Source organism: Streptomyces blattellae, assembly GCF_009709555.1.
Lineage (GTDB): Bacteria > Actinomycetota > Actinomycetes > Streptomycetales > Streptomycetaceae > Streptomyces > Streptomyces blattellae.
Map to the genome: position 1 here is coordinate 118,518 of NZ_WJBG01000130.1, position 13,040 is coordinate 131,557.

The following is a 13,040-nucleotide window of genomic DNA, read 5'->3' on the forward strand; positions in this document are numbered from 1 at the left end:
GGTGATGCTCCGACGCTAGGAGCCGGAACGCTGCAACAACGCTGCATGCCGGACCACCTGCGGTGGGACGGCCAGGTCGGCGTCCAGTGCGTGGGCCCGGGCTGCGGCTGCCGCGCGCTGCGGCGAGGCGTCCGGCAGCCTGCGGGCGAGGGTGCGCCAGGCGGATACGTCGTCGGCTCCCCAGTCCGCGTCCACCCAGCGCCGTAGCAGCCCCGGATCGCCGCTGCCGAGCACGGCCCCGCGCAACTGCTGCTCCAGAGCCCGCCGTTGCTCCACGACGACCGGCGCCTCGGAGCGCGGCAGCAGCGGACCCCGGTAGCGGGCAAGCGCCTCGCGCGCCCGCCCCTCGGCGAGCAGCGCGGTCACGTCCCCGAAGTCGGTGCGTACGGGACCGAGCAGTCGGTACGGCCGCGAGCCGAGGAGCGCCGGACCGAGCACCGCCCGCAACCGGGTCAGCTCGGCCCGCAGCGTCGAGGCCGGCACCTCCCGCTCCGACAGGTCGGCCGCGATCCGCTCACCGGTCACTCCCCGCCCCGCCAGTGCGAGCACCACCGCGATCTCGCTGTGCCGCGGACTGAGCCGGTGCACTCGTCCGGCCCGCTCCAGCAGGGCGCTGTCCCGCCCGAGCGCGGTCAGCCGTACGGCGGTGTCGCAGCCGTCGGAGGGCAGCACCGCCCGTCCGTCCGGGCCGAGCAGCGCCGTGGCGGGCCGGGTCCGGGCGAGTTCGGCCTCGGCCGCGAGCGCGGCGGCACGCACGGCGGCCAGCGCCGGCGGTGTGGCGATGCTGCCGCCGCCGGTGAGGTCGACGACGCCCAGCACCCGGCCGGAACCCGGGTCGCGCACGGGGGCAGCGGCGCAGGACCAGCCGTGCACGGCGGAGCTGAAGTGCTCGCCGGCGACGATCTGAACGGGCTGCCCCACCTCCAGCACGGTGCCCGGCGCGTTCGTCCCGGCCCGCGCCTCGGACCACACGGCGCCCTCGACGAAGTGCATCCGCTCGGCACGCCCCATGGCCGCGGTGTCCCCCTCGACCCACAGCAGCGTCCCGTCGGTGTCCCCGACCGCGAAGACATGTCCGTCCTCCGCGGCTCCGGCGCCGAGCAGCTCCCGGAACAGCGGGAGTACCGCGGCCAGCGGATGGCCGCGCCGACAGGCCGCCAGTTCCTCGGCGCCGCGAGTGAGCAGCGGGCTGCCGCCGTCGGGGCGTATGCCTCGGGCTGCGCACCGCTGCCACGACTCGGCGACCAACCGCCGCACCCCTGATGCGGCTCGTATGGCGGGCGACGCGGTCACGAACCGCTCGTGCGCGGCGCGCAGCGCGGACGCCGAGGGGGCGTCGGAAGCGTCCATGGCACCTCCCATGTGCCTTTCTGCCGTTCGGCCACTCAAGCCTCACCCGCGCAGGACGACGGACCGCAGAGGCCGAACGGCCTCTGCGGCAGGGACGGTTGGACTTCCGCCGCGGCCAAGGCCACGGACCCGGCCCTTCGACCGGGCCAGGACGTCATGACCGGGCGACGGGAGTGCGACGGCCGTGGTCGACGTGCCGTGCGAGCAGGACCAGCCCGATGACGCCCAGCACCGCGAGGTATCCGCACCCGTCGGCGCACGGCCTGGCACGCCTGGCGTCGTCGTGGGGTATGAGGCCGACGCCATCACCCCGCACGCACACCCGGCCGGAGCGTGGTCGTCACGGACTCCGCCCACGTCGTGACCGACTCCGGCGACCTGGCCCGCTACCAGGAGGTGCCGCACCCGTGGCCGGACCGGGCCATCGACGACGCCGTCCGCATCCGCCCCGGCCTGACCGCCACCGGCGCCCGGCTCTTGCCCCGCCGAGGCCTGACGTCCTCAGCCGTGCGGCACGACCACGACCGGTGCGGCTGCGCGGTGGAGCACCTCGTGCGTCACGGGGCCGGTGTGCGGGCCGACCGCTGTGTGGCGGCGCCTGCGGCCGAGGACGACCAGCGACGCGTCGCGCGACGCCTCCGCCAGATGCGCGCCCGCCCTGCCGACCGCGGCCTCCTCGGTGACCTCCACACCTGGGAACTTCTCCCGCCACGGGCGCATCGTCTCTTCCAGGGTGCGCTGGACTTGTACGGCCGGTTCGTCGGCCTCCCCCGCCCACAGGGACGACCCCGCGCTCCAGCCGTACACGACCCGCAGCCCGGCGCCACGCCGCGACGCGGCGTCGAACGCGAACCCCAGTACCTCGTCGCCGACTTGGTCCTGCAACTGCAGCCCGAGCACGACATCGCGGTACGGGGTGACGACGGAGGCGATCCCACCGGCGTCCGGCCGGTGTTCGCCGGCCACGTCCGCACCGGGGCGTACGAGGACCACGGGCCCCTCCGCCCGGGCCACCACCGCCAGCGCCACGGACCCGAAGAGATGCCCGGCGGCCCAGCCCGCCCCCCGCGAGCCGAGCACCAGTACCTCAGCCGACCGAGCGGCCGCCGCGAGGGCGGCCGCGGGTTGTCCGGCGAGCTTCCCGGCGGTGACCTGCAGGCCGGGGTGACGGTACGCCAGGGATGCCTCGGCTTCGTGCAGCATGCGCGCGCAGCGGTCCTCGCCGGGCAGCGGCACCGCATCCGCCGCGAACGGCTCGTAGGCGTGCGGCGGTTGCTCCCCCGCATGCACGACACGCAGCGGGACCGCCCGGAGCAGCGCCTCGCGCGCTGCCCAGTCGGCGGCGGCGAGACTCTCCGGCGAGCCGTCGAGGCCGACGGTGACGGTACGGGACATGAGCGGGCCTCCTTCGATGTGTGCTCCCACTCTGGTGTCCCGGGAGCAGCGGCAGGAGGGACCACAGGTCCCTGAACGCAGCCGATGGGCCCGTGTGACGGCAGGTGACACAAGCGGCCGGGGCATCGCCGTTGCCGATCGGCGATGCCCCGGTCCGTACGAGCCTGAGTCGTCAGAGCAGCCACCGGTGCCGGCTGACGAACGGCAGGCGTGCCCACGCCGTGCCCAGCCCCCAGACGGCCCGCGCCGACAGCCGCGAGGGCGATCAGGACGACGGCGTGGACGACGGCGTGGACGACGCCCTTTCAGGGTTCGCCGGTCATCTCACGGGTGTTCGCGGGTCATCAGGTCGTCGGCACCAGCGCCACCGGGCAGTGGGAGCGGTGCAGCAGCGTGTGTGCGACGAGGCCGAGTTGTGGTCCGAGCCGGCTCGCGCGGCGGCGGGCGCCGATGACGACGACGGCGGACTCGCGCGTGGCGTCCAGCAGGGCATGGGCCGGGCCGGCGTTGACCGTGCTGGTCTCGACTCTGACGCCGGGGTGCTCCTCCTGCAACTGGGCCAGGCTGAAGCGCGGCACGGCCTCCTCGGCCCGGTCGTCCCGGGCGAGTTCTCGCTGTCCCGGGCTGGTGGCGGGGATCAGCGAGGGCAGTTCGGGGGTGATGTGCCGGTTGGTCCGGGCGTGCAGGACACGCAGGTTGACGCCGCGCCGCGCCGCCTCATGGAAGGCGTAGGCGGCCGCGTCGGTGTCGGAGTCGTTCTCCAGACCGAGCAGTACCGCGCGCCCGTTGTCGCACGGGTGGTCGCCGCGCACGACGAGCAGGGGCCCGTGCGAGTGCGCGGCCAGCCGCAGGCTCACCGAGCCGGCCAGCAGGCCGGTGACCCCGCCGAAGCCCCGGGTGCCGACGACGGTGAGGTCCGCGTCTTCGCTCGCACGCGTCAACGCCCGTATGGCACTGCCCGTGACGGCCCTGGTCACCACCACCAGGCCGGGGTGGCGCTCGTGGACGCGGGCGGCGGCCGACGCGAGGACGGGTTCGGCCTCGTCCCGGTCGGGCACGGCGTACACGACGCGCAGTTCGGCGCCGCGCCGCGCGGCTTCCTCCGAGGCCCAGTCCAACGCCCGTACCGCGATCAGGGAGCCATCGACTCCGACGACCACATGGTGGTGAGTCATCTCCCTCTCCCTCCTGTTCTGCGCTCCCGATACTCGTACGGCCCTGGCTCCCGGGGCAGGGGCCACACGAACCCGTCGGCACGCCGTACGGCCCCTGCCGCAGGGCCCTTCGGCCCCTGCCGGGCACGTGGCGGTGGCGGTCAGGAGGTGAGGTCGAGGCCGTACATGCTGTGTCCGCCCACGAGTTCGCGGCCGGTCACCAGCTCGGGTTCGATGCGGACGAACACCTCCCGTGGCGAGGGCGCCCAGGAGCGCGGGCCGGTACGGGCCAGGCGCTCGTGCTCGGCCGGGTCGGTGACCACCGTGGCGGGACCGGTGACGACGACGCTCCAGCCGGAGTGCGTGGCCGCGTCGACCTCGTCGGCCTCGAAGGCGACCACCGCGCCGTCGATCGCACGCACCAGTTCCGAGCCGGCCGCGGTGCGCAGCAGTACCGCTCCGTCGGTGTCCAGGCAGAAGTTGACGGGCAGGACCGCGGGCAGCGCCCGACGCGTGTACACGATGCGGCCGACGGGCACCTTCGTCAGCAGGCGCAGGCACTCCTGCCGCTGAAGTTCTCGGAATCCGTCGTTCCGGTACATGGGTCAGTCCGTCTCCCGCCTGGATGCGCGGATGCTCGGATGGGTGATGTGCGCCATGTGCCCAATCGTCAGCCGGGCGAGGGAGATCCGCTAAGGGCCATCGGTCCCGGCTGTGCCGGACAACGTCCCTGTTGTGCCGGACAACGTCCCGTTACACCGTGATCCGGCGCCCGGTGACGCCGTACGTATCGATACGCACCCACTGGTCGCGTCGGCCGCCCGCCCAGGGCCCGCTGTACGCCTGTTCGTCGAGCCGCCGCGCCTCGTCGGGGTCCGTCACGGCGCGGGCGTGTCCCCGTACCAGTACGCTCCAGCCCTGGCTGAAGGCGTCGTCGATGCGGTCGACCTCGAAGGCGACCTGGCAGCCGGCCGCCTGCGACGGCGTGCTGCCGGGTTCCGTGCGGAAGACGACGGCGCCGTCGACGACGCTGTAGTTGACGGGGACGATGACGGGCCCGGTGACGGTGGGCACCGCGATGCGGCCGACGCCGTGCGTCGAGAGCAGGGTGCGGCACTCCCGTGGGGTCAGCTCGGTGAGGCGGGCGTGGCGAACGCCCTGGCCGGCGCCGGGCGGCAGTTCGGCGTCGCCTCCGGTGAGATCCGTGACGGTGGTGTGCAGGGCCTCTGCCAGCATGTGGAGCACGCCTGCGCCCGGTGCGGCGGTGGGGTGTTCCTCCACGTACTGGAGGTAGCCGGGGGCCATGCCCGCCCTGGCGGCCGTCTCCTCCCGGGAGAGGCCGAGCTCGGTGCGTCGCTGTGCGAGGCGGCGCCCGAGGTCGCCCACGGGGGCCGCCTGCGTCGCCCTCGACGGGACCCGATCGCCCATGGCCCGTCCTTCCTCCCGTCAGTCCGCCCGAACGGCGATCACGTCGTGCTGCTCCCCACCGAGGACGACCTTGAGCGCGCCGGTGTCGGCGGCCCGGGCGAAGACGTCGTAAGCCTCCTCCATCTGCTCCAGCGGGAAGGTATGGGTGACCAGCTCCGCGGTGGGCAGCCGACCGGCAGCCGCCATACGCAGCAGGGTCGGGGTGGAGCGGGTGTCGACGAGACCGGTGGTGATGGTCACGTTCTTGATCCACAGGTCTTCGAGGTGAAGTGTCGCGGGGCTGCCGTGCACGCCGACGTTGGCGACATGCCCGCCGGGCCGGACCATGCGGGTGCACATCTCGAAGCTCTCGGGGACGCCGACGGCCTCGATGACCACGTCGGCGCCCAGCCCGTCGGTGAGGTCGGCGATCAGCTGCTCGGGGTCCTCGCGGGCGTCGGCCACGGCATCGGCGCCGAGCTGCCGGGCCGCGTCCAGCCGGGCGGCGGCCAGGTCCACGGCGACGATCCGCTCGGGCGCGAACAGCCGGGCCGTTGCGATGGCCGCGAGTCCGATGGGGCCGGCGCCGACGACGGCGACGGTGTCCCCGGGCCGTACGTGCCCGTTGAGGACGCCCACCTCGTACGCGGTCGGGAAGATGTCGGCGAGCAGGACGGCGTCCTCGCCCTCCAGAGTGCCGGGCAGCGCGTGGACGGAGAGGTCGGCGTGCGGCACGCGCAGGTACTCGGCCTGGGTGCCGTCGATCAGGTGGCCGAGGATCCAGCCTCCGCCGCCCCGGCACTGGCCGTACATCGCCTTGCGGCAGTACGAGCAGCGGCCGCAAGCGGTGATGCAGGAGACCAGGACCCGGTCCCCGGGCCGTACCGTGCGCACGTCGGCGCCGGTCTCCACGACCTCGCCGACCGCCTCGTGTCCGAGTACCGTGCCGGGGCGCACCTCGGGTACGTCGCCCTTGAGGATGTGCAGGTCCGTGCCGCAGATGGTGACGGTGTCGACGCGGACGACGACGTCGGTCGGATCCTTCAGGCCCGGGTCCGGGACGTCCTCCCAGGAGGCGTGTCCGGGACTGTGGAAGACATAGCCCTTCATGACGCTCCTTTCCTCCTCGGTCCCCGGGACCGCAGCACCGGGGGCGAGGCAGAGGCCTGCGCGGCGCCGAAATCGCCCCACAGATCCATATTGCGGGTCGGTGCGACGTTGCGCATGGGCCGGTCGGCCTCGATCGTCCAGCCGTCCAGCCGGACGGGGCCGACCCCGCGACACAGGTCCGGTCGGCCCTGCGGGACCGGGCGGGTCGGGCCGACCGGCCCTTCCCTCCGCCGCGGCGCAGCGGTTTCCTCGGATCATGTCCGGAAACCACACCAGGTCCACGCCACCCCACTCGGTGCGGGTTGTCGCGGGAACAACCGTCGTGGAACTGCACGGCGAGATCGACCTCTGCGCGGCACCGTCGCTGGTGAGCCGCCTGGACGCGCTGACGGCCGGGACATGCCCCGACCTGGTGCTCGACCTGACGGCCGTGTCCTTCATCGACTGCAGCGGCCTGGGTGTCCTGTGCCGGGCCCGCAACCGTGTCCTGGCCCGCCACGGCCGACTCCGCCTGGTCACGCACAGCACGCGCTTCCTGCGGGTGCTGCGCGCGGCGGGCCTGGCGGGCGTGTTCGAGATGCACCCCTGCCTGCCCGAGTCCCTGACAGCTGCGCCGCGCCCGGGAGTCGTACCCGTCGCAGCGGTCTGACGAGCCCACCACGGCGCTCCGGCCCCTGTCGCCCACCCCCCTGCCTACGCCGGGGCGACCGACGGTCCGTACGTCTCCGGGCGGTCGCTGTCGCACTCGTCAGCCTCAGCCTCCGTCCGACGCGTCGCCGGCTCACTGTCGATCACCGTGCGTGCGGGACGTCGTGGCGTCGCGGGGCCCTCGGGGCCGTAACCGAGTCGTATGAGCATGTGGGCGTGGGCGGGCTCCGGGGCTGCGGATTCGCACAGGTCGGGCCACTCCATGGCCTGATGCAGCAGGGAAGCGCGCAGGCCGCGGGCCGCGGCGAGGAGCAGGACGCGTTCGAGGGCCTGCCCGGCGCGCAGCCAGTCGGTGCGTCGGTCGTGTTCGGTGGTCAGCAGGGCGATGGCTGGAGCCGTTTCGAAGAAACGGGCGGGAAGCCGCTGGGGACGGCGTTGCGCGGTGAAGTCGCGCATGGGAAGCCGTTCCCGGGCATCCTGCGGGCCGAGGGCCGCCCAGGGCAGACCTGTGTCGGCCGCCTCGTAGGGGTCGCCGCGCACCCAGCGGCGGCTCTCCTTCACGCGGTCGGCGTCGAGACGGTTGCGCTGTTCCGCCTGCGCGGTGAGCGCGAGCAGACGCACGGTTTCGTCAGCTTCGGGGAAGCCCAGCCACGCCCCTTCAGCGCCGGCCGCCGCCGCGAGTTCGATGCGCGGATACGGCGGTACCGGCCGGCCGGAGAACGGGAAGCGGCTGCTGTGCCGGCGCCAGATCACCGAGTACAGCTCGGCATCGGTGCCGCGCGGGCGGCCCGCGGCGAGCTCGGTCGGACGGACGGAGGCCAGCAGGTCGGGGTCGGCCGGGCTGGGCAGCAGCCGGGTGACCGGCTCCCAGCCGAAGTGGGCCATGGCGACACGGAGGTTGAAGACCGAGGCTCCTGCCGACAGATGCAGGGCCCGTCCATCCGGGTCCGTGTACCTGAGGCCCGCACCGGGGGCCGCACGGACGTGGAAGGTGACCGTCTCCGGTTCCAGACGGAAGCGCCACGGCTGGGAGTTGAAGATCGAGGGCGCGGCGACCGCGGCCGAGACGCAGGTCTCCAGGATCGCGGCGTCGAAGGATGTGCTGCGCACGGTGCCCTCCTCTCACCCCGGAACGGTGCTGTTCTTCGAGCGTGCGCGGCCGGTCGTGGCGAGGTCAGGGGCCGATGGTCCCTCACGAAGGACCGGCAGGCCGTTCGCATCCCCGTGGGCGCCGTGCGCGGCCATGCCGATCAGGGCCGAACGTCCCGTGCTCGGCCACGAGTTGGTCCCGGTCGGCCCTTTCACTGCGTCTGATCGGCCCATGCCACCGCAGCGCTCCGGCTGTCACCTTCAATGCAACGACGAAGACGAGGAGGTGCGGACCGATGGACGGCGGCACAGGCACGAAGACGCGGTTGTGGCGGTGGCGCAGCAACCCGTTGCGGCGGCGCGACGACATCGTCGAGGCCTGGATCGTATTGATCGTCTGGGCGGTCGTCCTGGTGGGCGGCACGCTCATCGGCCTCGTGACGGCTCACGCCGCCGACGAGGTGTTCGACCGGCAGCGCGAAGAACGGCACGCTGCGCGCGGTGTGCTCGTCGCCGACGTCCCGGCCCCCGCGGTCTGGGCCGACCCGGCGAGTGGGCGTGCCCTGGCGAAGATCCGCTGGACGACCCCGGACGGCCGGACACAGACCGGCAAGACCCTCGTGTCCACCGGGCAGAAGGCCGGCGCCGAGGTCGTGGTCTGGCTGGACAGCCACGGCGATCTCGTCCCCGAGCCGCCCGGCGCCACGGCGGCGGCCGTCGAAGCGGGCATCCTGGGCACGGCCGGAGCGCTCGGTCTCGCCGGCGCGGCGTTCGGCGCCGGAGCACTGGCCCGGTGGCGCCTCGACCGGCGGCGCTACGACCGCTGGGGCCGGGAGTGGGACCTGGTGGGACCGCAGTGGGCGCACAAGACTGGTTGACGTCGGTGCGGGCCCGGTCGGTGGCCCCGGCGGGCTGCGCGTGCTCCTCGTCATGGGCCGTCGCCGCCCGCCGCCGACTCTTCCGAACCGGTGCCGCCCGCCGGCACGGCCACCCGGGCCTGTCCGGCGGATCATGCCGGCGTCGCGGGGTCTGGCACGCCCATCTGCGGCGTTGTCGTCGGTCGCCGACTCCCCCACGCTCGGCTTCGCTCGCGCGGGGGGGGACCCCCATCGCGTCGACTCCCTCCTCCGCCTTGCAGCTGGTCGCGGCGACGCCGTGGGCGAACGCTCGGCAAGGGCCTCCAGCGGCGCCACCCGTCCAGATGGCAGAAGGAGGTACGGCGTACGACGCCGGCGGCTCGCGCCTCTGTCCGCCCGAGGGTGAGCCGGCACCCCCCTGTCGCGGGGACCGCGCATGGTCCGTGCGGGCGCGACGGCGGGTCATGCGCGTGTAGACGACCGCGAGGGTGAGGGCCAGGCCGACGACCGCGGCAGGTACGGCCGCGACGCCCAGCCAGTCCCCGCCGTCCTCGGGCCGCCCTGCGGCCAACCGGAGGATCGCTGCTCACTCGCTCGGGGACATGCGGGCCGGCGCAGAGGCATACGGCCCCGCCGTCGCGGTCCCACTCCCCCTCGACGCATCCGCCTGCGGCGCGCTGCGGCTGAACCGGCGTACCGCCGAGGCCCTCAGCAACATCGCCCGGCATGCCGGGGCCCACCAGGCGGACGTCGTCCTGCGAGTCGGTAACGCACTGGACGACAACGGCCGAACGGCCATGGCACAACGCGTCCGACGCGCTTTCGTCAAGCCGTCAGACGGCGGCTCGGCCGGGGGCGGGCGCCTCACCGGCGGTGCAGCACGACCTTGAGGGCGCCCGTGTCGGGGCCGTGGGCGAAGACCTCGTAGGCGTCTCCCATCCGGTCGAGACCGAAGGTGTGGGTGACCAGGTGGGAGACGGACAGGCGCCGGGATGTCACCAGGTCGAGCAGCCAGGGAGTGGAAGAGGCGTCGACCTGACCGGTGCTGATCGTCACGTTCTTGCGCCACAGGGCCTCAAGATGCAGCGTGACCGGCTTGCCGTGCATGCCGATGTTGGCGATGAGCCCTCCTGAGCGCACCACGCGTGTGCACAGGACGAAGCTGTCCGGATCACCGGCGGCCTCGATGACGACATCGGCTCCAGGGCCCTCGGACACGTCGGCGATCAGCCGTCCGGGCAGTTCGGCGGCATCGGCGCCGAGGCGGGCGGCGGCTGCCAACCGGGATGGAGACAAGTCCACCGCGATGATCCTGCGGGGCGAGTAGATCCGCGCGGTGATGACGGCCGCGAGCCCCACGGGACCCGCGCCCACCACGACGACGGTGTCTCCTGGGCCGACACGTCCGTTGCGCACCCCGACCTCGTAAGCGGTGGGGAGAACTTCTGCAAGCAGAACCGCGTCGTCGAGGGGCAGGTTCGGGGGCCGTCGGTGGGTGGAGGTGTCGGCGAAGGGCACACGGACGAACTCGGCCTGTGTGCCGTTGATCAGATTCCCGAGGATCCATCCTCCGCCCCCGCCGCACTGGCCGCCCATACCGGCCCGGCAGAACCGGCAGCGGCCACAGGCCGAGACGGACGACACGATCACCTGATCCCCCGGGCGCACGGCATGCACCTCGCGGCCGACGTCCGTCACCTCGCCGACGGCCTCATGGCCGAGGACCGTTCCCGGTTTCACCTCGGGGAGGTCGCCGCGCAGAATGTGCAGGTCGCCGCCGCAGATGCTGGTCGCGTCGACTCGTACGATCGCGTCGGTCGCCTTCTCGATCGACGGGTCCCGGATCGTGTCCCAGGAGGTCTGCTGGGGGCCGTGGTAGACGAGTGCTTGCATAGTGCCCACTCCCTCGCTGCTCCCCTCTCCACCGTCGCCTTGAAGGGAATTGAGGGCAACCGGGACCGTCGTGCTTCGTCAAGCTGCTCGGTCCGGCTCCGCCCACCGCGACACAGCGCGTCAGTCATGAGGGATGACGGCGACGGGGCAGCGCGCGTGATGGACGGCGGCTTGGGCCACTGGGCCCAGGTGGGGTGCCACGGGCGGACGGTGCCTGCGTCGGCCGACCACCAGCAGCCCGACACCCTCGGCCTCCTGTACGGCAGCCTTGGCGGGGCTTTCGAGCCTGACCACGTCGACCACCCGCACTCCGGGGAACTTCTCACGCCACGGGCGGAGGGCCTGGCTCAGATACCTCTGGGCGTCCTTCGTGATCTCTTCGGTCACGTCGTGGTCGACTCCCCAGGGAACACGTGCGTGGATCGGCACGCTTCGGCCGTGGACGGCCCTGAGGGGCATGTTCCGCGCAGCAGCGGTGACGAACCCGAATTCGAGCAGTTCGTCGCACGGGTCGTGCAGTTTGAGCGCCACGAGTACGTCGCCTGCCGTCGGCGCGGCGGGCTGTGGCCCTGCTTCCTGCGTCTCGGCGCGTACGAGGACCACCGGGCGCGTGGCCCGTGCCACGACGGGCATGCTGATGTCGCCCATGAAGTAGCTCTCGACGGGCGTCAGCCCTCGCGAACCGAGCACGAGCATCTCGGACTCCGAAGCCGCTTGCAGCAGTGCCTCCTCAGCGTCCTCGGCGACCAGGTTGCCGACGACGGACAGGCCCGGGTGGCGCGTCTGGATCTCCGCCCGCGCATTGTGGACGATCCGCTTCGCCCAATAGTTCTGATCCACCTCCGAAGGGACGTTGGTCGGCTCCGGCACCAGCAGGGGCCACGCATGCAGCAGCCGCAGCGTGAGCTTGCGCCGCTCGGCCTCCTCGGCGGCCCAGTGGGCGGCGGCAAGGCTCTCGGGTGAACCGTCGAGGCCCACGGTGATCACTGGCTCCATGGCGACCGCCTCCGTCTCGTACGAACCTGGAGCGAACCCGAACGACTCCTCTCGTCCAGACTGCTCCGGTATGCCGCGTACGGCCTCTCCAAAATCGGGACGTACCGAATCAGGGCCTCTCATCCCATGCGGCGGCATGTCGTGCGTGGCAGGTTGGGTGCAGGGACCCTCTGAGGAAAGGGCGGCGACCATGCAAGCTCACCTCGGCGACCAACTCGTCATCGAAAGCCCGGCCACCGGCGCCACCAGGCGCGACGGAGAGATCGTCGGACTCCACCATGCGGATGGCACACCCCCCTACGACGTGCGCTGGTCGGACACGGACGAGGTGACGCTGGTATTCCCCGGGCCCGACGCGCATATCCGTCACATCGAGCCCGGGCCTGGGGCACCCGAGCCCGGCCGGCCGGGCTCGGGTGAGGCCGGTACCGTCTCCGACGCGAGCTCGCCGCACGGGCCGGCCAACCCCGGCGACATCGGGCGGCGCGTGGCCGCCGAGCGCAGGCGGCACGGGCTGAGCCGGACTGAGACCGCCCGACGCGCCCGCATGGCGCCGGACTACCTGGCGTACCTGGAAGAGCAGCCGGCCGACCCGAGCGCAGCGAGCCTGATCAGACTGGCCGACGCGCTGGGCACCACCGCCGCGGCCCTGCGCGGGGGCGGCATCGAACTGCCACCCGGCCAGGGCCAAGCGCTCCTCCACCCTCGGCTGCGGGACCTGGGCCTCGCCGAATGCCGCGCGCGGCTTTCCACACACGGCGTGGGCCGCGTCGCGGTATCGACACCCGAGGGTCCGGCGGTCGTCCCGGTGAACTACGAGGTCGTCGACGACGCGATCGCCTTCCGGACCGCGCCCGACTCCGTGCCTGCGGCGGCCGTAGGTGCGGAAGTCGCTTTCGAAGTCGATCACTTGGACGAGGCGATGAGCCAGGGCTGGAGCGTTCTCGCGGTCGGCCCCGCACGGGTCGTCACCGAGCCCGAGGCGGTGCGACGGCTGGTCGATCATGCGCACACCACGCCGTGGGCGGGGGGCGAGCGCGAGATGTGGGTGTCGATCCAGCCCCGGCGCCTCACGGGGCGCCGCATCAGTCCGACCGAACAATGACTGGCCTGCGGACCTGCCAGCCGCCGTCACCGCGCG

General features: G+C 73.1%; 12 protein-coding genes. 3 read left to right on the top strand and 9 right to left on the bottom strand.

Annotation, left to right across the window (positions count from 1 at the left end; all coding sequences use genetic code 11):
- Positions 1-15 precede the first annotated feature (15 nt).
- From GFH49_RS13315 to GFH49_RS13340, 6 genes are all read right to left on the bottom strand, one after another.
- A complete protein-coding gene (locus GFH49_RS13315; RefSeq protein ID WP_155056067.1) occupies positions 16-1,350 on the bottom strand; it encodes a GAF domain-containing protein in 1,335 nt (444 codons plus the stop codon).
- Between the two features lie 501 nt (positions 1,351-1,851).
- Positions 1,852-2,745: a universal stress protein gene (locus GFH49_RS13320; RefSeq protein WP_155056068.1), complete on the bottom strand. Its 894-nt coding sequence runs from the start codon at positions 2,743-2,745 to the stop codon at positions 1,852-1,854.
- A gap of 344 nt (positions 2,746-3,089) precedes the next feature.
- The gene (locus tag GFH49_RS13325) at positions 3,090-3,920 is read right to left on the bottom strand and encodes a universal stress protein (protein ID WP_196217965.1); all 831 of its coding nucleotides are present in this window, start codon (positions 3,918-3,920) and stop codon (positions 3,090-3,092) included.
- 140 nt (positions 3,921-4,060) lie between these two features.
- Complete coding sequence (locus tag GFH49_RS13330) at positions 4,061-4,501, bottom strand: pyridoxamine 5'-phosphate oxidase family protein (protein WP_155056069.1); 441 nt, start codon at positions 4,499-4,501, stop codon at positions 4,061-4,063.
- A gap of 151 nt (positions 4,502-4,652) precedes the next feature.
- Positions 4,653-5,327, bottom strand: coding sequence for a pyridoxamine 5'-phosphate oxidase family protein (locus GFH49_RS13335; protein WP_155056070.1), 675 nt, complete (start codon positions 5,325-5,327; stop codon positions 4,653-4,655).
- An 18-nt stretch (positions 5,328-5,345) separates the two neighbouring features.
- Positions 5,346-6,416, bottom strand: coding sequence for an alcohol dehydrogenase catalytic domain-containing protein (locus GFH49_RS13340; protein WP_155056071.1), 1,071 nt, complete (start codon positions 6,414-6,416; stop codon positions 5,346-5,348).
- Positions 6,417-6,672: 256 nt separating this feature from the next.
- Here GFH49_RS13340 and GFH49_RS13345 point away from each other — a divergent pair, with 256 nt between their 5' ends.
- Positions 6,673-7,065, top strand: a complete 393-nt coding sequence (locus tag GFH49_RS13345) for an STAS domain-containing protein (RefSeq protein WP_155056072.1) — start codon at positions 6,673-6,675, stop codon at positions 7,063-7,065.
- A 44-nt stretch (positions 7,066-7,109) separates the two neighbouring features.
- Here GFH49_RS13345 and GFH49_RS13350 read toward each other — a convergent pair whose 3' ends face one another.
- Positions 7,110-8,174, bottom strand: a complete 1,065-nt coding sequence (locus GFH49_RS13350; RefSeq protein ID WP_155056073.1) for an Acg family FMN-binding oxidoreductase — start codon at positions 8,172-8,174, stop codon at positions 7,110-7,112.
- A 275-nt stretch (positions 8,175-8,449) separates the two neighbouring features.
- On the opposite strand from GFH49_RS13350, the gene GFH49_RS13355 reads away from it, so the two are divergent.
- Entirely contained in the window at positions 8,450-9,031 is a 582-nt protein-coding gene (locus GFH49_RS13355; RefSeq protein ID WP_155056074.1) for an Rv1733c family protein, read from the top strand.
- 843 nt (positions 9,032-9,874) lie between these two features.
- On the opposite strand, the gene GFH49_RS13360 is transcribed toward GFH49_RS13355, so the two are convergent.
- Both GFH49_RS13360 and GFH49_RS13365 read right to left on the bottom strand, forming a co-directional pair.
- Positions 9,875-10,903: an alcohol dehydrogenase catalytic domain-containing protein gene (locus tag GFH49_RS13360; protein WP_155056075.1), complete on the bottom strand. Its 1,029-nt coding sequence runs from the start codon at positions 10,901-10,903 to the stop codon at positions 9,875-9,877.
- Positions 10,904-11,023: 120 nt separating this feature from the next.
- Positions 11,024-11,899 carry a universal stress protein gene (locus GFH49_RS13365; RefSeq protein WP_155056076.1) on the bottom strand — a complete coding sequence of 292 codons (876 nt, stop codon included), beginning with the start codon at positions 11,897-11,899 and terminating at the stop codon, positions 11,024-11,026.
- Positions 11,900-12,089: 190 nt separating this feature from the next.
- Between GFH49_RS13365 and GFH49_RS13370 the strand changes: the two genes are divergently transcribed.
- Positions 12,090-13,004 (top strand): DUF1918 domain-containing protein, encoded by a 915-nt coding sequence (locus GFH49_RS13370; RefSeq protein ID WP_155056077.1) that lies wholly within the window; start codon positions 12,090-12,092, stop codon positions 13,002-13,004.
- Positions 13,005-13,040 lie beyond the last annotated feature (36 nt).